22 protein-coding genes are annotated in these 26,196 nt (G+C 72.4%); 11 read left to right on the top strand and 11 right to left on the bottom strand.

Features of this window, described 5'->3' with window-relative positions; translation table 11 throughout:
- Positions 1 to 138 precede the first annotated feature (138 nt).
- Positions 139 to 1,257, bottom strand: coding sequence for a hypothetical protein (locus tag ACLGIH_RS12140; RefSeq protein WP_416525263.1), 1,119 nt, complete (start codon positions 1,255 to 1,257; stop codon positions 139 to 141).
- 153 nt (positions 1,258 to 1,410) lie between these two features.
- Here ACLGIH_RS12140 and ACLGIH_RS12135 point away from each other — a divergent pair, with 153 nt between their 5' ends.
- Complete coding sequence (locus ACLGIH_RS12135; protein ID WP_416525262.1) at positions 1,411 to 2,565, top strand: cystathionine gamma-synthase; 1,155 nt, start codon at positions 1,411 to 1,413, stop codon at positions 2,563 to 2,565.
- 15 nt (positions 2,566 to 2,580) lie between these two features.
- On the opposite strand, the gene ACLGIH_RS12130 is transcribed toward ACLGIH_RS12135, so the two are convergent.
- From ACLGIH_RS12130 to ACLGIH_RS12120, 3 genes are all read right to left on the bottom strand, one after another.
- Entirely contained in the window at positions 2,581 to 2,829 is a 249-nt protein-coding gene (locus tag ACLGIH_RS12130; RefSeq protein ID WP_416525261.1) for a hypothetical protein, read from the bottom strand.
- 73 nt (positions 2,830 to 2,902) lie between these two features.
- Positions 2,903 to 3,412 carry a sigma factor-like helix-turn-helix DNA-binding protein gene (locus ACLGIH_RS12125; protein ID WP_416525260.1) on the bottom strand — a complete coding sequence of 170 codons (510 nt, stop codon included), beginning with the start codon at positions 3,410 to 3,412 and terminating at the stop codon, positions 2,903 to 2,905.
- Between the two features lie 143 nt (positions 3,413 to 3,555).
- Complete coding sequence (locus ACLGIH_RS12120) at positions 3,556 to 4,062, bottom strand: MarR family winged helix-turn-helix transcriptional regulator (protein WP_416529352.1); 507 nt, start codon at positions 4,060 to 4,062, stop codon at positions 3,556 to 3,558.
- A 166-nt stretch (positions 4,063 to 4,228) separates the two neighbouring features.
- On the opposite strand from ACLGIH_RS12120, the gene ilvA reads away from it, so the two are divergent.
- From ilvA to ACLGIH_RS12105, 3 genes are all read left to right on the top strand, one after another.
- The gene (ilvA, locus tag ACLGIH_RS12115; RefSeq protein WP_416525259.1) at positions 4,229 to 5,458 is read left to right on the top strand and encodes a threonine ammonia-lyase; all 1,230 of its coding nucleotides are present in this window, start codon (positions 4,229 to 4,231) and stop codon (positions 5,456 to 5,458) included.
- Between the two features lie 223 nt (positions 5,459 to 5,681).
- Positions 5,682 to 6,677 carry an ATP-binding cassette domain-containing protein gene (locus tag ACLGIH_RS12110; protein WP_416525258.1) on the top strand — a complete coding sequence of 332 codons (996 nt, stop codon included), beginning with the start codon at positions 5,682 to 5,684 and terminating at the stop codon, positions 6,675 to 6,677.
- The gene (locus tag ACLGIH_RS12105) at positions 6,674 to 7,525 is read left to right on the top strand and encodes an ABC transporter permease (protein WP_416525257.1); all 852 of its coding nucleotides are present in this window, start codon (positions 6,674 to 6,676) and stop codon (positions 7,523 to 7,525) included. Before ACLGIH_RS12110 ends, ACLGIH_RS12105 begins: the two co-directional genes overlap by 4 nt.
- A gap of 125 nt (positions 7,526 to 7,650) precedes the next feature.
- On the opposite strand, the gene greA is transcribed toward ACLGIH_RS12105, so the two are convergent.
- Both greA and ACLGIH_RS12095 read right to left on the bottom strand, forming a co-directional pair.
- On the bottom strand, positions 7,651 to 8,148 hold the full coding sequence (gene greA / locus ACLGIH_RS12100; protein WP_416525256.1) for a transcription elongation factor GreA: 498 nt from the start codon (positions 8,146 to 8,148) through the stop codon (positions 7,651 to 7,653).
- A gap of 182 nt (positions 8,149 to 8,330) precedes the next feature.
- The gene (locus ACLGIH_RS12095) at positions 8,331 to 8,729 is read right to left on the bottom strand and encodes a DUF4307 domain-containing protein (protein ID WP_416525255.1); all 399 of its coding nucleotides are present in this window, start codon (positions 8,727 to 8,729) and stop codon (positions 8,331 to 8,333) included.
- A 238-nt stretch (positions 8,730 to 8,967) separates the two neighbouring features.
- On the opposite strand from ACLGIH_RS12095, the gene mca reads away from it, so the two are divergent.
- Both mca and ACLGIH_RS12085 read left to right on the top strand, forming a co-directional pair.
- Positions 8,968 to 9,828: a mycothiol conjugate amidase Mca gene (mca, locus tag ACLGIH_RS12090; protein WP_416529351.1), complete on the top strand. Its 861-nt coding sequence runs from the start codon at positions 8,968 to 8,970 to the stop codon at positions 9,826 to 9,828.
- Positions 9,821 to 10,144 (top strand): hypothetical protein, encoded by a 324-nt coding sequence (locus ACLGIH_RS12085; protein WP_416525254.1) that lies wholly within the window; start codon positions 9,821 to 9,823, stop codon positions 10,142 to 10,144. The genes mca and ACLGIH_RS12085 overlap by 8 nt, the downstream gene beginning before the upstream one ends.
- Before the next feature lie 48 nt (positions 10,145 to 10,192).
- On the opposite strand, the gene ACLGIH_RS12080 is transcribed toward ACLGIH_RS12085, so the two are convergent.
- Positions 10,193 to 13,396 carry a tetratricopeptide repeat protein gene (locus ACLGIH_RS12080; RefSeq protein WP_416525253.1) on the bottom strand — a complete coding sequence of 1,068 codons (3,204 nt, stop codon included), beginning with the start codon at positions 13,394 to 13,396 and terminating at the stop codon, positions 10,193 to 10,195.
- Positions 13,397 to 13,582: 186 nt separating this feature from the next.
- On the opposite strand from ACLGIH_RS12080, the gene ACLGIH_RS12075 reads away from it, so the two are divergent.
- The 5 genes from ACLGIH_RS12075 (at position 13,583) to ACLGIH_RS12055 (ending at position 22,349) form a co-directional block, all read left to right on the top strand.
- Positions 13,583 to 15,613 carry a thioredoxin domain-containing protein gene (locus tag ACLGIH_RS12075; RefSeq protein WP_416525252.1) on the top strand — a complete coding sequence of 677 codons (2,031 nt, stop codon included), beginning with the start codon at positions 13,583 to 13,585 and terminating at the stop codon, positions 15,611 to 15,613.
- Positions 15,614 to 15,839: 226 nt separating this feature from the next.
- Positions 15,840 to 17,102 carry a glycosyltransferase gene (locus ACLGIH_RS12070; RefSeq protein WP_416525251.1) on the top strand — a complete coding sequence of 421 codons (1,263 nt, stop codon included), beginning with the start codon at positions 15,840 to 15,842 and terminating at the stop codon, positions 17,100 to 17,102.
- The gene (locus tag ACLGIH_RS12065) at positions 17,099 to 18,751 is read left to right on the top strand and encodes an ArnT family glycosyltransferase (protein ID WP_416525250.1); all 1,653 of its coding nucleotides are present in this window, start codon (positions 17,099 to 17,101) and stop codon (positions 18,749 to 18,751) included. Before ACLGIH_RS12070 ends, ACLGIH_RS12065 begins: the two co-directional genes overlap by 4 nt.
- Positions 18,748 to 19,944, top strand: a complete 1,197-nt coding sequence (locus ACLGIH_RS12060) for a glycosyltransferase (RefSeq protein WP_416525249.1) — start codon at positions 18,748 to 18,750, stop codon at positions 19,942 to 19,944. Before ACLGIH_RS12065 ends, ACLGIH_RS12060 begins: the two co-directional genes overlap by 4 nt.
- On the top strand, positions 19,941 to 22,349 hold the full coding sequence (locus ACLGIH_RS12055) for a galactose oxidase family protein (RefSeq protein WP_416525248.1): 2,409 nt from the start codon (positions 19,941 to 19,943) through the stop codon (positions 22,347 to 22,349). The genes ACLGIH_RS12060 and ACLGIH_RS12055 overlap by 4 nt, the downstream gene beginning before the upstream one ends.
- On the opposite strand, the gene ACLGIH_RS12050 is transcribed toward ACLGIH_RS12055, so the two are convergent.
- From ACLGIH_RS12050 to trhA, 4 genes are all read right to left on the bottom strand, one after another.
- Positions 22,346 to 23,077, bottom strand: a complete 732-nt coding sequence (locus ACLGIH_RS12050) for a Mut7-C RNAse domain-containing protein (RefSeq protein ID WP_416525247.1) — start codon at positions 23,075 to 23,077, stop codon at positions 22,346 to 22,348. The two genes, ACLGIH_RS12055 and ACLGIH_RS12050, sit on opposite strands and share 4 nt — an antisense overlap.
- 12 nt (positions 23,078 to 23,089) lie before the next feature.
- On the bottom strand, positions 23,090 to 23,731 hold the full coding sequence (locus ACLGIH_RS12045; protein WP_416525246.1) for a TetR/AcrR family transcriptional regulator: 642 nt from the start codon (positions 23,729 to 23,731) through the stop codon (positions 23,090 to 23,092).
- 4 nt (positions 23,732 to 23,735) lie between these two features.
- Positions 23,736 to 25,301 carry an MFS transporter gene (locus ACLGIH_RS12040; protein ID WP_416525245.1) on the bottom strand — a complete coding sequence of 522 codons (1,566 nt, stop codon included), beginning with the start codon at positions 25,299 to 25,301 and terminating at the stop codon, positions 23,736 to 23,738.
- Between the two features lie 100 nt (positions 25,302 to 25,401).
- Positions 25,402 to 26,115 carry a PAQR family membrane homeostasis protein TrhA gene (gene trhA / locus ACLGIH_RS12035; RefSeq protein WP_416525244.1) on the bottom strand — a complete coding sequence of 238 codons (714 nt, stop codon included), beginning with the start codon at positions 26,113 to 26,115 and terminating at the stop codon, positions 25,402 to 25,404.
- Positions 26,116 to 26,196: the final 81 nt, after the last annotated feature.

The following is a 26,196-nucleotide window of genomic DNA, read 5'->3' as shown; positions in this document are numbered from 1 at the left end:
GTCTCCAATCGGGGCTACATCGCGGTCAACGTCCGGGACACGGCCGGAATTCCGGCGTCCGGCACCGCCGCGCCCACGCTGCCGTGCCGGGCTCGGCGCACTACCGCTCCGGGCGTCAGTGCGCCGCCGTGCCGGGCCTCAGTGCGGCAGCGACGCCGGGCTGCCGCCGTTGGCCTCGTAGCCCGCCACCGCCAGCGCCCGGTAGACCGCGAACTCCGCCGCCGGGTCGGCGGACAGGGTCCACGGGAGGGCGCCCACGTGGCCGTCGATGTGTATCAGCTGGTTCATGGCATCCGCCCAGCGCTCGCCGCGCACCAGGAAGAAGACCAGCAGATGGCGGACGTGCGCGAGCATGGGGTCGTCGGGGCGGGCCGAGTGGACCGCGTGCAGCGCGCCGTGGATCGCCTTGGTCACGACCTCGCTCCGGTAGAAGCCGCTGACCAGGTTGACGTCCGGGAGGTGCTCGAAGACCGCGAACAGCGGCATCGCCGACAGCAGCGAGCCCTGGGGGGCCCGGGCCGCCGCGGCCTCCGCGAACTGGTACGCCAGCTCACGGGAGCCGTGCCACTTCTCGCACCAGTAGTGCAGCGCCGCCAGGTGCGCGCCCATGTGCGACGGAGCGCGGTCCAGGATCTTCAGCCACAGCTGCTCGAACTCCGGCCGCGGGTACGCGAGCCCCCGGGCCACCGACAGCTCGATGATGTACGGCACCGGGTCACCGGGCGCCAGCAGCGCGGCCTCGCCGCACGCCGCCCTGGCCTCCTCCATGATGATCCGGAACTCGTCCGTGCCGGGCGCCGCCGTCCGCCACGCCTGCTGCACCAGGAACTCGGCGTGCACCGCCGCCCCGCCCGCGTCCTTCGGCATCTCGGCCCGCCACCCCCGCAGCCACTGACCGCCCGGCGTCTCCTCGCCGCCGCCCGGCCGCTGCTGGAGCTCCAGCGACGCCGCGCCCGCGAACGCCTGGACGCGCTGCCAGCGCAGCTCGCCCTCCGCCTCGGTGCCGGCCAGGAGCTGCTGCGCCGCGCGGTAGTCCCGCGTGCGCTGCACCAGGTCCAGCACGTCGAGCAGGTCCCGGTCGGGTCCGGGCATGCGGATGTCCAGCTCCTCCTGGCGGACGAAGCCGTAGTCCGCGGGGTCCGCGGCGTCCGGATGTCCGGGCGGCACCTGCTCGATCACGCCGCGCCTGCGCCTGAGGACGGGCAGCAGCACGAAGCCCAGCATGACCAGTGCCATCAGGACCCAGAGAATCTCCATGTCTCAAGCGAACCAGACCGCGCCGACAATTGGCCAACCCGCTCCCCGAACCTGTGGAAAACGCTCCGTCCGTCCTGTGGAAAGTCCGCTTGGTCCGTCTCCCCCACGTCCGTCTCGCTCACGAGCGGCTCCGGCGCACTACCCTCGGTGCCCATGAGCGACAGGCACTTCAGTCAGCACTTCGAGACGCTCGCGATCCACGCGGGCAACACCGCCGACCCCCTGACGGGCGCGGTCGTCCCGCCGATCTACCAGGTGTCCACCTACAAGCAGGACGGCGTCGGCGGACTGCGCGGCGGCTACGAGTACAGCCGCAGCGCGAACCCGACCCGCACCGCGCTGGAGGAGAACCTAGCCGCCCTGGAGGGCGGCAGCCGCGGCCTGGCGTTCGCGTCCGGACTGGCGGCCGAGGACTGCCTGTTGCGCACGCTGCTGCGCCCCGGCGACCACGTGGTCATCCCCAACGACGCCTATGGCGGCACGTTCCGCCTCTTCGCCAGGGTCGCCACCCGGTGGGGCGTGGAGTGGTCGGTGGCCGACAGCGGCGACCCGGCCGCCGTGCGGGCCGCGCTCACCGAGAAGACCAAGGCCGTGTGGGTGGAGACGCCGTCCAACCCGCTGCTCGGCATCACCGACATCGCCGCCGTCGCTCAGGTCGCCCGGGAGGCCGGGGCCCGGCTCGTGGTGGACAACACCTTCGCCACGCCGTACCTCCAGCAGCCGCTGGCCCTCGGCGCGGACGTCGTCGTGCACTCCCTCACGAAGTACATGGGCGGCCACTCGGACGTGGTCGGCGGCGCGCTGGTGGTGAGCGACCCGGAGCTGGGCGAGGAGCTTGCGTTCCACCAGAACGCGATGGGCGCGGTCGCCGGCCCCTTCGACTCCTGGCTGGTGCTGCGCGGCACCAAGACGCTCGCGGTGCGCATGGACCGGCACAGCGAGAACGCCACGAAGGTCGCCGGCATGCTCACCCGGCACGCGCGCGTGACGAGCGTGCTCTACCCCGGACTGCCCGAGCACCCCGGCCACGAGGTCGCCGCCAAGCAGATGAAGGCGTTCGGCGGCATGGTGTCCTTCCGGGTCGAGGGCGGCGAGGAGGCGGCCGTCGAGGTCTGCAACCGGGCGAAGGTGTTCACCCTCGGCGAGTCCCTGGGCGGGGTGGAGTCGCTGATCGAGCACCCCGGGCGCATGACGCACGCATCGGCCGCCGGCTCGGCCCTGGAGGTGCCGGCCGACCTGGTGCGCCTGTCCGTGGGCATCGAGAACGTCGACGACCTCCTGGAGGACCTCCAGCGGGCACTCGGCTGAGCCGGGCCGGCCGGCTCACCAGCCCGTCAGGGGCGGAGTCGTCTCCGAGGGCGGCTCCGCCCACGGCTGTGCGGCCAGTGTCCACACGGCCAGCGCGGCGGCCGCGGCGCACAGCAGCAGCCACATCAGACGGCGGGCCGCTGCCCGGTGCCGCAGCAGCCGCCCGCCGCGCCGGGCGGCGTCCGCGCACAGGCCGGGCGGCACCCGTGGCGGCGACTGCGCCATGAGCCGCCGTACGGCCGCCTCCCGCTCGGGCCGGTTCATGACCGCCGCCCCGCGGCCTTCGCCTTCCGGCGCGGAGCCGCCCGGAAGAGGGCACCCCACGCGCGCGTGCGCCTCACGACGCCGTCGCCCGGGCGTTCGTGCGGGCGACCGTCGGCGCCGGGCCCCGCGGCGGGTGCAGCAGGGTCGCCATGGCCCGGTCGCAGGTCGTCCGGACGCGGTCCACGGGCAGCCCCAGCAGGGCCGCCGTCTGCTCCTCGGTGACGCCCTCGTACAGCCGGAGCACGAGGATCAGGCGCTGCTGTGCGGTGAGCCCGGCCAGGGCGCCGGCGGGGCGCCGCCGGGACCGGCCGAAGCCGTCGTACCGGTGCCGGGCCTCGCGGGCGAAGCGCATGACCAGATACGTGCGGGCGCGGGCGTACGGGTCATCGCCGCGCAGCCGGTCCCAGTACGCGTACGTGTGGGCGAGGGACAGGGTGAGCAGGCGTCGGGCGCGTGGATGGTCGTCCGGATCCTCGGCCGTGAGCAGCGTGGCGGCATGCAGCAGCCGGCCTGCCGTGCCCGCCACGAACGCCTCGAACTCCCGGGCCCGGCGGGCCTCCCGCGACGCATGCCGTTCGCGCACGGCGCCTCCCGTCCGGGGGCGACCCCGCCCCGTCTCATATCAGGACAGGGGCGGCCCACCGGTCAAGGGCCGGGAGGCATCCGTACGAGCCCGTGGACGTCAGCGCGTGGACGAAGTCGGCGAACCGCCCCGCGCGAGGCGTCTCAGGAAGCCGACGGCGTCTCCGTGCCCTGCGCGTCGTGTGCGGCCATACGGGCGGACAGGGCGCTGTTGAAGCGGGTCAGGAGCGTGCAGAACGCCTCGCGCTCCTCGGGCGCCCAGTCCTGGGTCAGCTCGGCCATCAGCTGACGCCTGGAGGAGCGCACCTCCTCCAGCCGGGACAGCCCGCGCGGGGAGAGCTGGAGCACGACCGCACGCCCGTCCTCGGGGTGCGACGTGCGCTTGACGAGCCCGGTGTCGACGAGCGGGGCGACCTGCCGGGTGACCGTGGAGGAGTCGATGCCCATGCTGGCGGCGAGCGCCTTGACCCCCATCGGGCCTTCTTTGTCGAGGCGGTTGAGCAGCAGATAGGCGGCGCGGTCCATGGAGTTGCGCACCTGCCCGACCCCGCCGAGCCGGGTCTGTTCGGCACGGCGGGCGAACACCGCGACCTCGTGCTGCAGCGTGTCGAGAAGACCGGTGTCACCGGCGGTCGTCATGTCCATCGACATTTCAGGTGTTGTGGGCATGGCCGGGGCTCACTTCGTGGAGGGCTGGCTGCTGGTTGGGGGACAGGGTACGCGGCCGGGCGGCGGGACGTACCCGGCGCTGCGCAAAGCCGGTCCCGCTCATTGGTCACAACGGTCACCGTGGGCCGTGAACTGCGATGCTGGGGGCATGGACTACAGCACGGCCGGTCCCTCGTGGCCCGTCACCCTCGACGACGTCCGCGGAGCCCAGAAGATGCTCGCGGGCGTGGCCCGGGTGACGGCGATGGAGGGCAGCAGGCATCTGTCCCAGCTGGTCGGCGCGCCGGTGCACCTCAAGTGCGAAAACCTCCAGCGGACGGGTTCGTTCAAGCTGCGCGGCGCCTACGTCAGGATCGCCGGGCTGCTGCCCGAGCAGCGGGCCGCCGGTGTCGTCGCGGCCAGCGCGGGCAACCACGCGCAGGGCGTCGCCCTGGCGTCGTCGCTGCTGGGTGTGCGGTCGACGGTGTTCATGCCGAAGGGCGCCCCGCTGCCGAAGATCAGCGCCACCCGTGACTACGGCGCCGAGGTGCGGCTGCACGGCCAGGTGGTCGACGAGACGCTGGCCGCCGCCCAGGAGTACGCGGAGGAGACGGGGGCGGTGTTCATCCACCCCTTCGACCACCCGGACATCATCGCGGGGCAGGGCACGGTCGGCCTGGAGATCCTGGAGCAGTGCCCCGAGGTGCGCACGATCGTCGTCGGTATCGGCGGCGGCGGTCTGGTGGCCGGGATCGCGGTCGCCGTGAAGGCGCTGCGGCCGGACGTGCGGATCGTGGGGGTGCAGGCGGAGGGCGCAGCGGCGTACCCGCCGTCGCTGGCGGCCGGGCGCCCGGTGTCGATCGAGCAGCCGGCGACGATGGCCGACGGCATCAAGGTCGGGCGGCCCGGCGACGTGCCGTTCGGGATCGTCGGCGAGCTGGTGGACGAGGTCCGCACGGTCAGCGAGGACGAGCTGGCCACCGCGCTGCTGCTGTGCCTGGAGCGGGCCAAGCTGGTCGTCGAGCCGGCCGGGGCCAGCCCGGTCGCGGCGCTGCTGAGCGAGCCGGGCGCGTTCGAGGGGCCGGTGGTGGCGGTGCTGTCCGGCGGCAACGTCGATCCGGTGCTGATGCAGGGCGTGCTGCGGCACGGCATGGCCGCGCAGGGCCGCTACCTGGCGGTTCGACTCCGGCTGACGGACCGGCCGGGTGCTCTCGCCACGCTGCTCGGGGTGTTGTCAGTGGTCGACGCCAACGTCCTGGATGTGAGCCACGTACGGACCGACCCACGGCTCGGGCTCACGGAGGCGGAGGTGGAGCTGCACCTCGAGACGAAGGGCCCGGTGCACTGCGTCGAGGTCGGCCAGGCCCTGCGGGACGCGGGCTACACGGTCATGCGCTAGGTGCTTCGAGCCCGTCGGCCGTGCGGTTCCGCGCGGGCCGAAGACCGGTCCGCGCGGGTCAGAGACGCTGCGTCACTCGTTCGGGCAAGTCCGTTGTGAGACGCGATACATCGCGTTATTGTGTGGGTGTCGCGTCGCGCATCCGGCCGGCCGTCGGCCGGTCGAGCGGCACGACCCCGCTAACCCAGGCTTTCCGAAGATCCCCGAAGACGTGGAGACTCACATGCCAGGCGCCATCCATGCCGAAGGACTGGTGAAGACCTTCGGCGACGTAAGGGCTCTGGACGGCGTCGACCTCGATGTCCCCGAGGGCACCGTCCTGGGCCTGCTCGGGCCGAACGGCGCGGGCAAGACGACCACCGTCCGCTGTCTGACGACGCTGCTCAAACCCGACCGCGGCACGGCGGTCGTCGCGGGCATCGACGTGCTGCGCCGGCCCGACGCCGTACGCCGCTCCATCGGCCTGTCCGGCCAGTTCGCGGCGGTCGACGAATACCTGACCGGCCGGGAGAACCTCCAGATGGTCGGCCAGCTCTACCAGATGAAGGCCAAGGCGGCGAAGAAGCGCGCTGTGGAGCTGCTGGAGCAGTTCCACCTCACGGACGCCGCCGACCGCCCCGCCAAGACCTACTCCGGCGGCATGCGCCGCCGGCTCGACCTCGCGGCGGCCCTCGTCGTCTCACCGCCCGTGATGTTCATGGACGAGCCGACGACCGGCCTGGACCCGCGCAACCGCCAGCAGCTGTGGGAGGTCATCAAACAGCTCGTCTCCGGCGGTACGACACTGCTGCTGACCACCCAGTACCTGGAGGAGGCCGACCACCTCGCGCACGACATCGCGGTGGTCGACCACGGCCGGGTGATCGCCCAGGGCACCTCCGACCAGCTCAAGGCCCGCACCGGCGGGGAGCGTGTCGAGGTCGTGGTGCACGAGCCCGAGCACATCCAGGCCGCCTCGGAGGTGCTGCGCGGCTTCGGCAAGGGCGACACCACGGTCGAGGAGCACATGCGCAAGCTGACCGTGCCCGTGACCGGAGGCGCCAAGCTGCTCTCCGAGGTCATCCGCGAGCTGGACGGCCGCGGCATCGAGATAGACGACATCGGGCTGCGCCGCCCCACGCTGGACGACGTCTTCCTCTCCCTCACGGGACATGCGGCCGAGTCCGGCGCCGCGGGCCAGGACCAGGACCCGGACCAGCACAAGGAGGCCGTCAAGTGAGTGCCGTCACCGACGCCGTACGGGGCGAGGCGTCCGCCAACCCGATCAGCCGGTCCGTCCGGGACTCCCTGGTCGTCGCCCGCCGGAATCTGATCCGTATGGGCCGGATCCCCGAGATGCTGATCTTCGGCCTGATCCAGCCGATCATGTTCGTGGTGCTGTTCACCTATGTGTTCGGCGGCTCCATCCAGGTCGGCTCGTCCAGCTCCACGCAGGCCTACCGCGAGTTCCTGATGGCGGGGATCTTCGCCCAGACCGTCACGTTCGCCACGGCGGGCGCCGGTGCGGGCATCGCCGACGACATGCACAAGGGACTCATCGACCGGTTCCGCTCCCTGCCCATGGCCCGCGGCGCGGTGCTGACCGGGCGCACCCTCGCCGACCTGGTCCAGACGGCGCTGACCCTGCTCGTCCTCGCGGTCGTGGCCGTGCTGGTCGGCTGGCGCACGCACGAGAACTTCGGCAAGGTGCTCGCCGGATTCGGCCTGCTCCTGCTCCTCGGCTACGCGTTCTCGTGGATCGGTGCGCTCATCGGCCTGTCGGTGCGCACTCCGGAAGCGGCGACCTCGGGCGGTCTGATCTGGCTGTTTCCGCTGACGTTCATCTCGAACGCATTCGTGGACGCCAACCAGATGCCGACCTTCCTGCGGCACGTCGCGGAGTGGAACCCGTTCAGCGCCACGGTGCAGGCGTGCCGCGAGCTGTTCGGCAACCTTCCCCCGGGCTTCCAGACGCCCGACGCCTGGCCCATGCAGAACCCCATATGGGCCTCGCTGATCTGGTCGGTCGTGATCATCCTGGTCTTCCGTACGCTCGCGGTCCGCAAGTACCGATCGGCGACCGCGTGAGGAAGGCCCGACCGCGTGAGGAAGGCCCGACCGCGTGAGGATTTCTGACCGCGCATGACGCAGCCCCCGGCGTCACGGGGACGCCGGGGGCTGGTCACGGGCACGGGCCGGGCGGACCCGCGCGGTCAGCCGTTGTACGGCTCGGCCTTGAGGATCTTGACCGAGGCGGTCTTGCCGTTGGGCAGCTCGTACTCCGCGTCCTCGCCGACCTTGTGGCCGATGACGCCGGTGCCCAGCGGGGACTGCGGGGAGTACGTCTCGATCTCCGCGCTCGCGTACTCGCGGGAGGCGAGCAGGAAGGTCAGCGTGTCGTCCTCGTCACCGTCGAAGGCGATCGTGACGACCATGCCGGGTGCCACCGCACCGTCGGCCGCCGGCGGCTCCCCGACCTTGGCGGTCTCGAGGAGCTGAGTCAGCTGGCGCACACGGAGCTCCTGCTTGCCCTGCTCCTCCTTCGCCGCGTGGTACCCGCCGTTCTCGCGCAGGTCCCCCTCCTCACGCGCTGCGGCGATCTTGGCAGAGATCTCGCTGCGCGCAGGACCAGTAAGGTACTCAAGCTCCTCCTTGAGCTTGTTGTACGCCTCCTGGGTCAGCCAGGTGACGTTCTCGCTGGTCTGGGTCACAGGGTGCTCCTCGTCGGTACTGGGAATACAAAGCATCGCCCTACCCAGAAGAATGTTCCTTCACGGATGGGCGAAACCACGAGCCTAACAATTCAGGGGCGAAAGGGGGAGGACATAAGCCACCAGATTCATGTCACCCCAGGTCAGCGCCCGAGTATCGGCGGAGGTGCCAGGGCGGGGCGTCAGTCGGCGTGGCAGCCGACCAGCTCGGCGGTGGTGCCCGGCGCCTTGGTACGGAGCGTGACCACCTTGTCGATCCGGGTGGCGTCGCCCTCGAAGCGGAAGTCGGCCTGGCCGACCAGGTCGCCGTCCTCGGCCTGGGAGCGCAGGGTGCAGTAGCCGCCGGCGCCGGCGTCCTTGCGGACCTCCAGGTGCACCTTGACCGCGTCCGCGGAGGTCTCGAAGCCGATCACCTCGGCGCTGATCTTGTTCTGGCCGACGTAGTAGTAGCCGAAGTAGCCGATCACCGCGAGCAGCAGGACCCCGAGCACTCCGCCGACGACCTTGAGCGTGCGGTCGGTGCGTTCGTCCGAGGAACGGCCGTAGCGGCTCTCGGGCAGTCGCGTGCTCGCCGTGCTCATGATCGTCCTCTCGGCCGGAGCGGGACGGATGTCCCGAAACGGGTTCCTCAACGGGCCCCGGAATTATTCGCCCTCCGATTCGGTCACTATAGAAGCCGCTCGCCCGCCACCCGACCTCCACCCCTCCCGGACGCCGGGGGACGAGCCCGGGCCGGGGCCACACCGACCAGACCGCGCCGACGCACGTGGGGCGCCGACTTTGACCGAGGAATGAGTCTTGACTGACCAGCTGCGACTGATGGCCGTCCACGCCCACCCCGACGACGAGTCGAGCAAGGGCGCGGCCACCATGGCGAAGTACGTGTCCGAGGGGGTGGACGTGCTGGTGGTGACCTGCACGGGCGGGGAGCGCGGCTCCATCCTCAACCCCAAGCTCCAGGGTGACGCCTACATCGAGGCGAACATCCACGAGGTGCGCCGCAAGGAGATGGACGAGGCCCGCGAGATCCTCGGCGTCAAGCAGGAGTGGCTCGGCTTCGTCGACTCCGGCCTGCCCGAGGGCGACCCGCTGCCGCCGCTGCCGGAGGGCTGCTTCGCCCTGGAGGACGTCGACAAGGCGGCCGGCGAGCTGGTGCGGAGGATCCGCTCCTTCCGCCCCCAGGTGATCACCACGTACGACGAGAACGGCGGGTATCCGCACCCGGACCACATCATGACCCACAAGATCACGATGGTGGCGTTCGAGGGCGCGGCCGACACCGCCAAGTACCCGGAGGACGAGTACGGACCGGCGTACCAGCCGCTGAAGGTGTACTACAACCAGGGCTTCAACCGGCAGCGCACCGAGGCCCTGCACCAGGCGCTGCTGGACCGCGGCCTGGAGTCCCCCTACGGCGAGTGGCTCAAGCGCTGGGCCGAGTCCGACCGCCCGGAGCGCACGCTGACCACGCACATCCCGTGCGCCGACTTCTTCGAGGTCCGCGACAAGGCGCTGATCGCGCACGCCACGCAGATCGATCCGGACGGCGGCTGGTTCCGGGTGCCGATGGAGCTGCAGAAGCAGGTCTGGCCCACCGAGGAGTACGAGCTGGCGAAGTCGCTCGTGGAGACCTCCCTCCCCGAGGACGACCTCTTCGCGGGCATCCGGGACAATGCCTGACATGAGCGCAAGCGCAAGCCTGGCAATGACGCACGTCGTCCCCCTCGCCAAGGAGCTGGACGAGGACAAGGTCACCCCCGGCGTCCTCGGCTTCATCGTCTTCGCGGTGATGGCCCTGGCGGTGTGGGGCCTGATGAAGTCCATGAACCGGCACATGGGCAAGGTCGACTTCGAGGAGGCGGCGGACCCGGAGGCGCAGTCCTCCGGCAAGGGCGGGGGCAAGGCCGTCGCCACCAAGGCCGCCGCCGAGGCCGGGAAGTCCGCCGAGGCCGGGAAGTCCGCCAAGGCCTCCGGCAGCGTCGAGCCGCAGGGCTGAGCCCGCCGCCCCGCCCGCCGCTCCTCCCGCCGGCCGAGGGGCGGCGGCTCAGCCGCGGGCCGCGGTGACGGACACCCCCATCACCTCACGGGCGTGCCGGCTCGGCACCATGCCGAGGCGCCAGGCCTGCCAGCCGGACTCCAGGTGCACGCCCCGCTCCAGCAGCAGCCGGTACGCCTCCAGGCAGTCGGCCAGCTTCTCGTCCCGCGCCGGGTGACCGGCCCGGGACAGCTGGGCCAGCTCCTCCTGCGCCACCGCCGTGCCGACCTCGACACCGCCGGGGGCGGCGTACGGCAGCAGGGTGCAGCGCAGGAAGCGGGCCCAGTCCTCCCCCCGCCGGTCCCCGTACGAGGCGAACAGCGCCGCCGCCTCGTCGCACAGGGCGAGCGCCTGCGGGGTACGGGCGTTGCCCGCGTCCACCACCGCCAGCTCCAGGCAGGTCCACGCCTCCCCGTGGGCCACGCCGATGCGCTGGAAGTCGGCGCGGGCGTCGACCAGGAGCTGGCGGGCGAACCCGGAGTTGCGGAGCGAGCCGGTCCGGGCCGCCCGCTGGTCCCGGGTCACCCTCGCCGAGTGGTGCCGGGCGCAGGCCAGGCCGTAGACGTCCCGCATCCGGGAGAACATGGTCCGGGAACGCTCCAGTTCGCGCACCGACCGGTCCAGGTCGCCGGTCTCCTCCAGCGCCTGGCCCAGGTAGTAGACCGTCCACGCCTCGCCGCGCGCGTCCTCGTTGTCCCGGTGCCTGGCGACCGCCCGGCGCAGCTCGTCCACCGCGACCGACGCGTCCCCGTCCACCAGCCGCGCCCGGGCCAGCTGGGTCAGCGCCCAGGCCTCGCCGCGGGCGTCCTGGGTCCGGCCGTACAGCTCCAGGGCCGCGCGCAGATCGGCCTCCGCCCCCGCCACGTCGCCCCTGCGCAGACCCAGCTGGCCGAGCTGGAAGTGCGCCCACGCCTGGCCGTGCACCGACTCGCTCGCCCGGTGCAGCTCCAGTGACTCGGTGAGCAGCTCCAGCGCCTCGGCCAGCCGGGCCCGGTCCCGCTGCACCGCCGCCAGCGCGTGCAGCGTCCACGCCCGGTCCGCGGCCAGCTCGGGCGCGGCGGCCAGGTCCAGTGCCTCACAGAGCTTCTCCGCAGCCTCGGTCAGATTGCCCTGGTGGTGCAGCGTGATGCCCAGCGAGGTGAGCGCCCGGGCCGCACCCGCGTCATGGTGGGCTTCCATGTATAGGTCAACCACAGAGGTGAGCGTCGTCCGGGCCTTGTCCAGCTCGCCCAGCTGCCGGGCCGCGATGCCCGTGCGCCACCGCACCGAGCGGACCAGGAGCCCCTCGTCGACCGCCTGCGCCAGCTCGCTGATCTCGCCCAGCCGGTACAGATCCCCGCGCAGCAGGCAGTAGTCGCACAGGGCGCCCAGCAGGTTCAGCACCGCGGCCCGGTCGACGCCCTCGGCGTGCCGCAGCGTCGCCGTGATGAAGCTGGACTCGTCGTCCAGCCAGCGCAGCGCCTCGTCCAGGGACGTGAAGCCGTGCGCGCCGAACCGGTCCGAGCGGGTCGACACGTTGCCGTCCACCAGCCGCAGCACCGAGTCGGCCAGTTCGGCGTAGTTGGCGATCAGCCGTTCCTGCGCCGCCGCGCGCTCGGCCGGGTCCTCCTCGTCGGCGAGCCGGGCACGCGCGAACGCGCGCACCACGTCGTGCAGCCGGTAGCGGCCGCCCCGCACAGCGTCGAGCAGCCCCGCCCGGGACAGCTCCGCCAGCTGCCGGGCCGCCTCCGTCCCGTCCGTGCCCAGCAGCGCCGCGGCGGCGGCCACGCCCAGCGAGGTGCGTCCGGCCAGCGCCAGCCGGCGCAGCAGCCGCTGGGCCGGTTCCGTCTGGTCGGTGTAGCGCAGCCACAGCGCCCGCTCCACCGGCTCGACCGGGCCGTAGGCCTCGAGGTCGGTGGCCAGGGCGCGCGGCGACCGCGGACCCAGCGAGGACCCCGCCACCCGCAGTGCCAGCGGCAGCCCGCCGCACAGCTGTCTGATCCGCTCGGCGGACTCGGCGTCGTAGGGCCCCGTCGCGTCCTGGGCGGTGGCGCCGAGCAGCTCCTCCGCGCCCGCCGCGTCCAGCGGCTCGACCGGCAGCTGGTGCACCCGAGCGGGCAGCTCGGCCGGCAGCTCCAGCGGGCCGCGGGCGGTGACCAGCACCAGGCTGTCCGACCGCTCCGGCACCAGGGCGCGCACCTGCTCGACGTCGAAGGCGTCGTCGAGCACGACGGTGACCGGCACGCCGGTCAGATGCCGGTGGTACAGCTCGCTCAGCCGCTTGACCTGCTGGTCCGCCGAGGACCGCTCCCGGAACAGCAGCTGCTCGCGGGGTGCGCCCAGCCGGTTCAGCAGGTGCAGCAGCGCGTCCCGGGCGGGCAGCGGCGACTCGCCGGGGCTGTCACCGCGCAGATCGACCACGCAGGCACCGCGGAAGTGGTCCCGCAGCTCGTGGGCGGCGCGCACCGCCAGCGTCGTACGGCCGCTGCCCGGCGCCCCGTGCAGCACGACCACCGTCGGCTTCGTCTCCGTACTGGCCCGGGCCGCCCGCACCCACTGCCGCAGCCGCGCCATCTCCTGCCGCCGCCCCGCGAACGCCCCCTCCGCCTCCGGGAGCTGCGCGAACGACTGCTCCAGCGCCGTGCGCCCGCGGGCCGCCGCGCTCTTGTCCGCGCCGCGCAGCCGCGGCCCCGCCTGCTTCGGGCCGGTCGACGCGGCCAGCACCCGCTGCTGGTCCAGGAACGGCCGGATGCCCCGCACCTCCAGCGCCGTCAGCCACTGCAGCCGCAGCTGCTCGGGCCCGCCCGGCTGGCCCGCGGCACCGGCGCGGTGATGGGCGGCGGGCAGATGCGAACCGACCACCTTCGCCACGGTCGCCGCCGCGCCCACGACACCGACGGTGACGCCCGCGCCCACGGCCGTCCCGGCGCCGGTGCCCAGCGCCATGTCGGCCACCACCGCGGCGACCGCGGCCACCCCCGCCACCAGCAGCGGCGTCCCGGCGCCCTCGCGGGCCCAGCGCTGCCGGAAGGTGAGCTGCCCGGCCGCCGCCTCGTCCAGGGCGCGGGTGTAGGCCTCGTACTCCTCGGCGGCCGACCGGGCCATCGAGTCCAGCGCCCCGCGGGCCCGGGACAGCAGCACATTGCCGTCCGTGCGCCCGCCCGTGCGCCGCACCTCCTCCTCCACGGCCCGCACCAGCAGTCGCTCGGCGTCGGCCCGATGACTGTCCCGCATGTCGCTTCCCCCTCCGGCGGCTCGGTCGTCCCTCACGTCCCCCGGGCCCGCTGGCGAGTCCCTCGCGTCTCGCGGCCCGTCTCCGGGTCATTCCCCGGCCGGCCGCCGGTCAAGTGTCCCGCCGTGTGAACGCCGTGGGGAGTGTGCTGTAAGGCCTGACGGGGGTACTGCGGCAGGATGGACCCCATGCCGAACCGACTGGCCCACGAGACGTCCCCGTACCTCCTCCAGCACGCCGACAACCCGGTCGACTGGTGGCCGTGGTCGGACGAGGCCTTCGAGGAGGCGCGGCGCCGTGACCTGCCCGTGCTGCTCAGCGTCGGTTACTCCAGCTGCCACTGGTGCCATGTGATGGCGCACGAGTCGTTCGAGGACCAGGCGACGGCCGACTACCTCAACGCCCACTTCGTCAGCGTCAAGGTGGACCGCGAGGAGCGCCCCGACGTCGACGCCGTCTACATGGAGGCCGTGCAGGCGGCGACCGGGCACGGCGGCTGGCCGATGACGGTGTTCCTGACGCCGGACGCCGAGCCGTTCTACTTCGGCACGTACTTCCCGCCCGCCCCCCGGCACGGCATGCCGTCCTTCCGGCAGGTCCTCCAGGGCGTCCACCAGGCGTGGGCCGAGCGGCGCGAGGAGGTCACCGACGTCGCCGGCAAGATCGTCCAGGACCTGGCCGGGCGGGAGATCTCCTACGGCGACGCCCAGGCGCCCGGCGAGCAGGAGCTGGCGCAGGCGCTGCTCGGGCTCACCCGGGAGTACGACCCGCAGCGCGGCGGGTTCGGCGGGGCGCCGAAGTTCCCGCCGTCCATGGTGATCGAGTTCCTGCTGCGGCACCACGCCCGCACCGGCGCCGAGGGCGCGCTGCAGATGGCCCAGGACACCTGCGAGCGCATGGCCCGCGGCGGCATCTACGACCAGCTCGGCGGCGGCTTCGCCCGGTACTCGGTGGACCGGGACTGGGTGGTGCCGCACTTCGAGAAGATGCTGTACGACAACGCCCTGCTGTGCCGGGTCTACGCCCACCTGTGGCGCTCCACCGGCTCCGGCCTGGCCCGCCGGGTCGCCCTGGAGACCGCCGACTTCCTGCTGCGCGACCTGCGCACACCCGAGGGGGGATTCGCCTCCGCGCTGGACGCCGACAGCGACGACGGCACCGGGCGGCACGTGGAGGGCGCGTACTACGTGTGGACGCCCGAGCAGCTCACCGAGGTCCTCGGTGACGCGGACGCCGAACTGGCCGCCCAGTACTTCGGCGTGACCGAGGAGGGCACCTTCGAGCACGGCTCCTCGGTGCTGCAACTGCCCCAGCGGGAGGGCGTGTTCGACGCCGAGCGCATCGCGGGCATCCGGCAGCGCCTGTTCGCCGCCCGCGCCGCCCGCCCCGCCCCCGGCCGGGACGACAAGGTGGTCGCCGCCTGGAACGGCCTCGCGATCGCCGCGCTCGCCGAGACCGGCGCCTACTTCGACCGCCCGGACCTGGTCGAGGCCGCCGTCGCCGCCGCCGACCTGCTGGTCCGGCTGCACCTCGACGACCAGGGCCGGCTGAGCCGCACCAGCAAGGACGGCAGGTCCGGCGCCAACGCCGGGGTGCTGGAGGACTACGCCGACGTCGCCGAGGGCTTCCTGGCGCTGGCGTCCGTCACCGGCGAGGGCGTCTGGCTGGACTTCGCCGGACTGCTCCTGGACCACGTCCTGACCCGCTTCGCCGACGACAAGGGGTCCCTGTACGACACCGCGGCCGACGCCGAGCAGCTGATCCGCCGCCCGCAGGACCCGACCGACAACGCCACCCCGTCCGGCTGGACCGCCGCCGCGGGCGCCCTGCTGTCCTACGCCGCCCACACCGGCTCCGCACCGCACCGCACCGCCGCCGAGCACGCGCTCGGCGTCGTCAAGGCGCTCGGCCCGCGCGTCCCCCGCTTCGTCGGCTGGGGGCTGGCCGCCGCCGAGGCCCTGCTCGACGGTCCGCGGGAGGTGGCGGTCGTGGGCCCCGCGCTCACTGACGCGGCCACGGCCGACCTGCACCGCACGGCCCTGCTCGGCACCGCCCCCGGCGCGGTGGTGGCCGTCGGCGCCGAGGGGAGCGACGAGTTCCCGCTGCTCGCCGACCGGCCGCTGGTGGGCGGTGCGCCGGCCGCGTACGTCTGCCGGAACTTCACCTGCGACGCGCCGACCACCGATCCGGAACGGCTGCGCGCGGCCCTCACCCGCTGACGAGCCCCTGAAAGGCCGGGAAGCGGCAGACGCGGAGGGCGTGCGCACGCGGTCGGCGGGCGAAGTGTTCAGACCTCGCCCCGATGGTGAAGAAGCACGCTCTTCACCGAAAAGGTGCGCGCGCTTCACAGATCACCCATAGTCTCTTGACGGTGACCGGTGGTGGGGACCGCCGTCACAGCTGGGGGCACCACCGGGGGACTTGGGGATCTGGGGGGATCTTTTCTTGCTGACGTCTGTCTTCATCGCCGTCGTTTCACTGGCCCTGTTCTGGATGGCGGCGTTCACGCTCTGGTGGCAGATGCACGCCTGGCGCACGCCGGAAGTGCTCGCCTCCACCCGGTTCAGCAGCCCGGACGGCGCCGAGCACGTGTCGTTCTCGCTGCTGCTGCCCGCGCGGCACGAGCAGGCCGTGCTGGACCACACCGTCCAGCGGCTGCTCACCTCCACGCACACCGACTTCGAGATCATCGTCATCGTCGGCCACGACGACCCGGAGACCACCGCGGTCGCCGAGCGGGCCGCCGCCGGTGACCCGCGCGTCAGGGTCGTGGTCGACACCCACGACAAGAAGAACAAGCCGAAGGCCATGAACACGGCGCTGCCGTACTGCCGCGGCGACGTCGTCGGGGTCTTCGACGCCGAGGACCAGGTCCACCCGGAGCTGCTCGCCCACGTCGACCACGCCTTCCGCACCACCGGCGCGGACGTCGTCCAGGGCGGCGTCCAGCTGATCGACTTCCACTCCAGCTGGTACAGCCTGCGCAACTGCCTGGAGTACTTCTTCTGGTTCCGTTCCCGGCTCCATCTGCACGCCCAGAAGGGGTTCATCCCGCTCGGCGGCAACACCGTCTTCGTCCGCACCGACGTGCTGCGGGCGGCCGGCGGCTGGGACCCGGACTGCCTCGCCGAGGACTGCGACCTGGGCGTACGCCTGTCCAGCGTCGGCAAGAAGGTCGTCGTCGCCTACGACTCCGACATGGTGACCCGGGAGGAGACCCCCGGCACGCTGATGTCGCTGCTGAAGCAGCGCACCCGCTGGAACCAGGGCTTCCTCCAGGTCTACCGGAAGAAGGACTGGAAGCAACTGCCCACCTTCGGGCAGCGGCTGCTCGCCCGCTACACCCTGATGACGCCGTTCATGCAGGCCTTCACCGGCATCGTCATCCCGCTCAACGTGGCGATCGCGGTCTTCCTGGACGTGCCGGTCGGCATCGCCTTCATCACCTTCCTGCCGGCCGTCACCGCCCTGGTGACCTTCGTCTTCGAGGTCGTCGGCCTGCACGACTTCGGCAAGCAGTACGGGCTGCGGGTCCGCTTCGCGCACTACCTGAAGCTGATCGTGGGCGGCCCCTTCTACCAGGTCCTGCTCGCCGGTGCCGCGGTGCGCGCCGTCTGGCGCGAGCAGCGCGGCCGCAACGACTGGGAGCTGACCAGTCATGTCGGCGCCCATCTCGCGCACGCGAACCGAGAGGACGTTCCTGCGTGACCTCCACCCTTCCCGCGGCGACCGGTACGACGGTCCCCGCGCAGCGGAAGCCTGCCCATGACACCGATCCGGCCCGTCCGGCACCGGCGCCCGCGCCGGGCCGGCTGCGCTCCTCGCGCTCCGACCTGATCCTGTGCGGCGCACTCCTCGTCGCGATCATGGTCGTGCAGGGCTGGAACATCTCCGCCTACCCGGCGCTCAGCGACGACGAGGGCACCTATCTCGCCCAGGCCTGGGCGGTCCAGCAGGGCGAGGGCCTGGCCCACTACACCTACTGGTACGACCACCCGCCGCTGGGCTGGATCCAGATAGCCCTGCTGACCTGGATACCCGCGCTGATCAGCCCCGAGTCGATGACCGTCGGCAGCATGCGCGCGGTGATGCTGCTGATCGGCGCGGTCTCCGCGGTCCTCGTCTACGTCATCGGCCGCCGGCTGTCCCTGCCCCGCTGGGCGGCCGGACTCGCGATGGCCCTGTTCGGGCTCTCGCCGCTGTCGGTCGTCCTCCAGCGGGAGATCTTCCTCGACAACCTCGCGGTGATGTGGACACTGCTGGCGTTCGCCCTCGCCGCCTCCCCGAGCCGGCACCTCTGGCACCACTTCGGCGCCGGCGTCGCCGCCGCCACCGCCGTGCTCACCAAGGAGACGATGCTCGTCGTCCTGCCCGCCCTGTTCGTCACCGCCTGGCGGCACAGCCACCGGGACACCCGCAAGTTCGCCCTGACCGGCGCCGTCACGGCCTGCGTGCTGATCGGGCTCTCCTACCCGCTGTTCGCCCTGCTCAAGGGCGAGCTGCTGCCGGGCGGCGGTCACGTCTCGCTGTGGGACGGCGTCACCTACCAGCTGACCCGGCCCGGCTCGGGCTTCGTCCTCGACCCGGGCTCCGGCTCCCACGGGGTGCTCCAGTCCTGGCTGTACTACGACCGCGTGCTGCCGCTCGGCGGCCTCGCCGGTGCGCTGCTCCTGCTGGCCGTATGGCGCTGGTCGGTCACCGCCCGCGCGCTCGCCGGGCCGGCGCTCACCGTCGCCATCCTCGCCGCCCTCGCGCTGCGCCCCAACGGCTACCTGCCCGCGATGTACGTCATCCAGGCGCTGCCGTTCCTCGCCCTGGTCCTCGCCGGGGGCACGGCCAGCGTCGCCCACGCCGTGCTGCGCAGGTGGCGGGCGGAGGCCGAGCGGCGGGCCGTCACCCTGGGCCGGTACGCCCTCGCCACCGTCCTGGCGCTCGCCGCCGGCGCCCACGTCGTACCCCGCTGGTACGACGGCGGCCGCACCGCCGTCACCGCCGACGCCAACGCGCCCTACGAGGCCGCCTCCAAGTGGATGGCCGAGGAGGTGGCCAACCCCGCGGACACCCGCGTCCTCGTCGACGACGCGCTCTGGCTGGACCTGGTGCACGCCGGGTACGAACCCGGGCTCGGCGTCATCTGGTTCTACAAGGCCGACCTCGACCCCGCGGTGACCAGGACGATGCCGCGCGGCTGGCGGGACCTGGACTACGTGGTCGCCTCGCCCACCGTGCGGCGCGACGCGGTCGACCTGCCCAACGTCAGGGCCGCCATCGAGCACTCGGCACCGGTGGCCGTCTTCGGCACCGGCGAGGACCGCATCGAGATCCGCCGCATCCAGCCCACCGGAGGCGCCCGATGAGCCAGGAGTCCATCGTCCCCGGAGAGCTGGGCGACCCGGCCGTCCGGGCCGCGGAGGTCCCGGAGCCGGGCGCGGTCACCATCGTCGTACCGACCTTCAACGAGTCCGGCAACGTCCGGCAGTTGCTGCACCGGATCACCGAGTCGGTGCCGGCCCGGCTGCCCTGCGAGGTCGTCTTCGTCGACGACTCCACCGACGACACCCCCGAGGTGATCCGCGAGGCGGCCCTCGACTGCCCGTTCCCGGTCACCGTCCTGCACCGCGAGGAGCCCGTCGGCGGTCTCGGCGGCGCGGTCGTCGAGGGCCTGAAGGCGGCCGGCTCCGACTGGATCGTGGTCATGGACGGCGACTGCCAGCACCCGCCCTCCCTCGCCCCCGAACTCGTCGCCACCGGCGAGCGGACGGGCGCCGGACTCGTCGTCGCCTCCCGCTACACCGAGGGCGGCAGCCGCGCCGGACTCGCCGGCGGCTACCGGGTCGCCGTCTCGCGCGCGGCGACCTGGCTGACCAAGGTGCTCTTCCCGCGCCGGCTGCGTGGCATCAGCGACCCGATGAGCGGCTTCTTCGCCATCCGCCGCAGCGCCGTCACCGCCGAGGTGCTCAAGCCCCTCGGCTACAAGATCCTCCTCGAACTCGCCGTGCGCAGCCGCCCCCAGACGGTCGCCGAGGTGCCGTTCGTCTTCCAGGAGCGGTACGCGGGCGAGTCCAAGTCCACGGCGAGGGAGGGCGCCCGCTTCCTGCGCCACCTGGCCGGACTGCGCACCGCCTCGCCGCTGGCCCGCATGGTCGTCTTCGGGCTGATCGGGCTGACCGGCTTCGTGCCCAACCTGGCCGCCCTGTGGGCACTGACCGAGGCCGGGCTGCACTACCTGCCCGCCGAGATCGTCGCCAACCAGTTCGGTGTGGCCTGGAACTTCCTGCTCATCGAACGGCTGCTGTTCCGCGACCGGCGCCGCCACCGGCACTGGGCCGACCGCACCGTGCGGTTCGCGCTGCTTGCCAACGCCGACCTGGTGCTGCGCATACCCCTGATCGCCCTGCTCGTCGGCCAGTTCGGCCTCGCCGTGCTGCCCGCCACCGCACTCGCGCTCGTCATCACCTTCGTCCTGCGCTTCGTCGGAACCGAAGCGCTGGTCTATCTCCCGCGAGGCCAGAAGCAAGCCCGGAGCCGCACGGCAAGGAGCACCGCATGAGACCGAGACGGACAGGCACCGCTCTGCTGGCGGTGGGCGCGCTCACCACCGGCCTCCTCCTCACCGCACCCCAGCCGGCGTCCGCCGCCAACCTGATCGCCAACCCCGGCTTCGAGACCGCCGGCATCGGCGGCATGCCGTACTGCTGGAGCAAGTCCGGCTGGGGCGACAACGACTTCACCTTCGAGACCGTCACCGACGCGCACAGCGGCGGCAGGGCCATGAAGGTGGAGCTGACCCGCCGTGCCGAGGGCGACCGCAAGGCCCTGATCACCGAGTCGGAGGACTGCGCGCCGGTGGTGACGCCGGGCAGGCAGTACGACCTGTCGCTCTGGTACAAGACGACCACGCCGGACGCGTCCGTCACCCTCTTCCGGCACGACGCGGACGCCGGCTGGCAGTACTGGACCGACCTCAAGACCCTGGAGATGTCCGCCGACTGGGCCCGGGCGGAGGTCCGCACCCCCGAGGTGCCGTCCGGCACCGACCGGATCAGCTGGGGCGTCTCCGTCTACGGCACCGGCTCGGCCACCACCGACGACTACACGATGGAGCAGGTCGCCGAACCCGTCCCCGACCCGGACTGCACGGGCACCGCCGCGGAGTGCGCCGACGGCCGCTGGGACGTGCTGCCCACACAGAACCCGGTCCGCTCCATGCACTCCGTCGTCCTGCACAACGGCAAGGTGCTGCTGATCGCGGGCTCCGGCAACGACCCGGAGAAGTTCGAGGCCGGCACCTTCACCTCGGCGGTCTACGACCCGGAGAACGGCACCTACCGGACGATCCCGACACCGAAGGACATGTTCTGCGCCGGGCACGTGCAGCTCAAGGACGGCCGGGTGCTCGTCATGAGCGGCAACGCCGGTTATCCGTCGGCGGACGGCACCATCGGCTACCAGGGCTACAAGGACTCGTACATCTTCGATCCGGAGACCGAGACCTACCTCCGGACCAACGACATGAACGACGGCCACTGGTACCCGTCGGCGACCATCCTCGGCAACGGCGACGTCATCTCCTTCGGCGGTCTGCGCGAGGACTCCACCGGCTCGGTGACGGCCGAGCTGTGGTCCGACGAGCAGCAGAAGTGGCTGCCGACCTGGCAGGTCAACCAGACCTGGTCGTTCTGGGGCCTGTACCCGTCGATGATCCTGATGCAGGACGGCCGCCTCTTCTACTCGGGCAGTCACGTCTTCGGCAACAACATCCCCGGCACCGGCTCGGCGATCTACGACTACCAGGCCAACACCATCACCCAGGTGCCCGGTCTGCAGGACAAGGACGAGCGGGACCAGTCGATGAGCGTGCTGCTGCCCCCGGCGCAGGACCAGAAGGTGCTGACCATCGGCGGCGGCAACATCGACTCCAACCCGGACGCCAACCGCCTGACCGACATCATCGACCTCAAGCAGCCGAACCCGGCGTACGTCGCCGGGCCGCCGCTGCCGCAGGGGACGGTCGACCTCGGCAACGGCCGCGTCCCGCAGACCGGCGGCCAGGGCAAGATGTACCTCTCCGCGGTGCTGCTGCCCGACGGCAAGGTGCTGGAGACCGGCGGCGCCCTGCACAACCGGGCCGACCCGGTGTTCGAGACGTCGATCTTCGACCCGGCGACGGAGACCTTCGACCCGGTGGCCGCCGACCCCGAGGCGCGCGGCTACCACTCGTCGGCGTTCCTGCTGCCCGACGGCCGGGTGATGACCACCGGCGACAACCCGGGCAACGGCTCCTGGAACCACAGCGTGTCGATCTACACGCCGCCGTACCTGCTCAAGGGCGAGCGGTCGGCGATCACCTCGGTGATCGACAAGGAGTGGAACTACGGCGACACCCAGCGCATCACCGTCGACCGGCCGATCGCCAAGGCCGAGCTGATCCGCCCGGCCGCGGTCACCCACTCCTCGGACCCCAACCAGCGGTTCGTGGACCTGCCGCTGTCCGTCGACGGCGACAACGTCGACCTCAATGTCACCAGCAACCCCAACCTGGCGCCGCCCGGCTGGTACATGCTCTTCGCGGTGGACACCAACGGCGTGCCGTCGGTGGCCGAGTGGGTGCACCTGGACGGTCCGCGGGCGCTGAGCACCAAGGACGCCTCCGCGCACGTCCACTCCTTCGCCGACGCCCCGCAGGGCAAGGTCACCGGGCCCGGCAGGAAGCGCGCCTCGCAGCCGGTCGCCCCGACCGTCTCCGGCTGCGACCGGCACTACGGCTCCGCCAACGTGTGCGTGCCGACCGCCTTCCCGGCCGAGGTGGAGGCGACGACGGCCGACCGCTGCACCTGGCTGGCCGAGCACGACTACGGCCGGCTGAAGGTCAACGGCAAGGACGACCCGCTGAAGCTGGACCGGAACCGGGACGGCATCGCCTGCGGGAAGGGCGACGTCAAGAAGCGGCGCTAGCGGTCCCGGGAGAACTCGGCGAGGGCGCGCTCCACGATGGCCTCCAGCTGCTCGTGGTGCGCGCCCTTCCAGTACGCGCGTCCGCAGTCGGTGCACTGCGCGAACACGTCGTACGACCGCCGGGTGCCGCCCTCGAGCTGGTCGGCCACCTCCTCCTTGGTGGCCTCCTCCAGCAGGCCGTTGCACGCGGTGCACCGGGTCCAGGGCCGCAGCTCGGGCGCGAAGCGGTCCAGCACGTCGCGGACCTGGTCGTCGGGGCGGGTGCTGTAGACGAACGCGCCCGCCCACAGCTCGCGGCGGCGCAGCAGACCCTGGTCGCGGCTGAGCATCACCCGGCGCTCCGCGGCCGACCGGGCGGCGAGCGCCGGGTCGCCGATGTCCGTCGACTCGTACGCCGTGTCCACGCCGAGCAGGCGCAGCCGGCGGGCGAGCGTGCCCAGGTGCACGTCGAGCAGGAAGCGCAGTTCGGCGCCCGGCACCCGCTGGGGGCGGCGCACGGCCCGTACGGTCACCGACTCGCCGCCCGTCGGGACGTGTCCGGGCGGCACCTCGCGGCCGTCCACCTCCAGCGCGCCGACCTCGGTCAGCGGGACGCCGAGGGACTCCACGACATGGCCCAGCGTGGAGACGCCGTCGGTGGCGGCCCGGGCGGCGCCGGCGCGGCGGGCCTGCGGGACGAACAGGTGCAGTTCGGGGGCGAATTCGACGCGGATCTCGGGACCGTTCACCCCGTCAGGATGTCATGTCCGCCGAGACGCCAGGCTGCCGAAAGTGGCGATGGTGCGGTCGATCAGCTCCAGCAGGTCGTCCCGGCAGTCCCGCTCGGCCCAGTAGATGAGCGTCTCCAGCAGGGCGCCCATGAGCCCCATCGCGTAGACCCGTACGCCGAGGTCGTTCTCGTCGCGTCCGGTGCGCTCGGCCAGCGCCCGGCACATCAGGCGGCCGGTGACGGACATGCTCTCCATCAGGCGGGAGCGCACCGCGGGGACCTCGACCATCAGCCGGACCCGGACCATCATCTCGTCCTGCCCGAAGTCCGGGTTGTCGGCGAGCGCCAGGGACATCGCCTCGCGGATCGCCCACCGGATCGACTCCGGCACCGGCTCGTCCGCCGGGCGCTCCCGCAGCAGGCCCTCGATCAGGGGGTCGTACTCGTCGGTGAGGACGATGTCCTCCTTGGTGGGGAAGTACCGGAAGACGGTGCTCGGCGAGACCTCGGCGCGCTCGGCGATCTGCTCGACGGTCGTGGCGTCGTACCCCTGCTCCTTGATCAGGGCGTACGCGGCCGTCCTGATCGCGATGCGGGTCTTGATCTTCTTCCGTTCCCGCAGGCCCAGCGGGCGGCGGGCGGCCTCGGGAGCAGGGGTTCGTGCCGTGGTCATGGGCTCATTGTCGGCCATCGGCCTCGGGACGGGCCATGTCCCGGGCGGCGCTGACCGGCGTCCGGCCGGGCCGGGAGTCGGGCAGCAGCAGTGCCGTCAGGGCGGCGGTCACCAGGGCGGCGATGCCGCAGACGACGAGGACCGTGCCCATGCCGTCGACGTACGCGGCGTCGGCGGACCGGGCCAGGGAGGGCAGGCCGAGCCGCTCGGCGACGGCGTGGGCGCCGCTCACCGAATCCCGGGCCGTCTCGGCGGCGGACGCGGGCAGCCCGGCGGTGTCCAGCCGGTCGCCGTAGGCGCCCGCGACCAGGCTGCCGAGCAGCGCGATGCCGATCGCGCCGCCCACCTGGCGCAGGGTCATCAGCAGCCCGGAGCCACTGCCGGCCTCGTCCGCCGGGATGCCGCCGAGCGCCGCGTCCATCGCGGGCACCATCGCCAGACCGAAGCCGAGGCCGGCGACGGTCAGCCACAGCGCGGTGAAGCCGTAGCCGCTGCCGGGTTCGGTGCGGGAGCCGAGCAGCGCGGCGAAGCACAGCACCACCAGGCCCACCGTGACCACCGGGCGCGGGCCGAGCCGCTCCACCAGGGCCGTGCTGGCCCGCGCGGAGACCATCAGCCCGCCCATCATCGGCAGCAGCCGCAGCCCGGTGCCGAACGCGTCGCTGCCGCCGACCTCCTGGAGATACGCCGGCAGCGTGAACAGCAGCCCGGCGAAGACGAACGTGCCGAGCGTCGCGGCCAGGCTGTTGAACAGGAACCCGCGGCGGGTGAGCAGCTTCAGGTCGAGCATGGGGCGCACCGCCCGCCGCTCCCGCGCCACCAGGCCGGTCAGCAGCAGGCCGGCCGCGGCGAACGCGCCGAGCACCGGCGCGCTGCCCCAGCCCCGCTCCGGCGCCTCGATGATGCCGAAGACCAGCGCGCCGAGGCCCAGCGCGCTGCACGCGGTGGACAGCACGTCGACCCGGGGTGAGGCCGGGTCCCGGGACTCGGGGAGCAGGAAGAGGCAGGCGGCGATGGAGAGGGCGGCCATCGGGATGTTGATCAGGAAGATCGAGCCCCACCAGTAGTGGTCCAGCAGCAGCCCGCCGACCAGCGGTCCGAGCGGCATGCCCGCGGCCATGGCGGCGCTGACCGCGGCGACCGCCTTGCCGCGCTCCTCCTCGCCGAACATCGACGGCAGCACCGACAGCCCGAGCGGGATCACCAGCGCGGCACCCAGTCCCATGACGGAGCGTGCGGCGATCACCGGCCCGGGGGAGTCGACGAGGGCACCGGCCAGCGAACCCGCCAGGAACACGGCGAGGCCGGCGACCAGCATCCGGCGCCGCCCGAAGCGGTCGCCGAGCAGACCGGCGGGGAGCATCAGCGCCGCGAAGACGACGACGTAGGAGTCCACGATCCACTGGAGCCGGCCCGTCCCGGCGCCGAGCTGCTCCGCCATGGTGGGCAGGGCGACGTTGAGGATCGTCAGATCGAAACCGAGCGCGAGCATGCTCGCGACCAGGGCGCCCAGCGCCCACCAGCGCCGGGGGTCGCGGGGCACGGCGACCGGCTGAGTGACAGAGAACATGAAATGAGAGTAACTCTCAAAAGAAAGTCACCGCCATAGCTGCGCGCGCGAAAAAGGGCCACGGCGCACCGGCCGCGGCCCTCTCCTGTTCGCCCGGGGGTCAGGCGTGCTGGTACGCCACCAGCGAGATCCCCACGTAGTGCGCGATGAAGGCCGCCAGGGTGAAGGAGTGGAACACCTCGTGGAAGCCGAACCAGCGCGGTGACGGGTTGGGGCGCTGGAGCCCGTAGACCACCCCGCCGACGCTGTACAGCACGCCGCCCACGATCACCAGGACGAGCACCGCGACGCCGCCCGCGCGCATGAAGTCCGGCAGGTAGAAGACCGCCGCCCAGCCCATGGCGATGTAGCACGGCGTGTAGAGCCAGCGCGGGGCGCCGACCCAGAAGACGCGGAAGAGGATGCCGGCCGCCGCGGCGGCCCAGATGCCCCACAGCAGCCACTGACCCTTGGCCCCCGGCAGGAGCAGCATGGTCAGCGGGGTGTAGGTGCCCGCGATGATCAGGAAGATGTTGGCGTGGTCCAGGCGGCGCAGCACCCGGTCCATCCGCGGGCTCCAGTTGCCCCGGTGGTACAGCGCGCTGACGCCGAACAGCAGGCAGGCCGTCAGGGCGAAGATCCCGCAGGCGACGCGTCCTCTGGTCGATTCGGCGAAGGCGGTGAGTACCAGACCCGCGACGAGGACGGCCGGGAACATACCGAGGTGCAGCCAGCCACGGAGCTTCGGCTTGACCGGATGCGGCAGGGAGAGCGCGACGGGACCGCGGCCGGCGGCCGACGTGTCCCTGGGCGCGTCAAAAGCGGACGCAGTCATGGCGGAAGGGTACCTACGGAGCCGTAAGTCATATATCAGTACGACCACATGAGTCGCCGCGAGTGGCGATCGTCTCACGTG

Source organism: Streptomyces hamibioticus (genome assembly GCF_047946815.1).
Taxonomy (GTDB): domain Bacteria; phylum Actinomycetota; class Actinomycetes; order Streptomycetales; family Streptomycetaceae; genus Streptomyces.
Note: the sequence above shows the minus strand (reverse complement) of the source record. Positions and strands in the feature narration are given on the sequence as shown.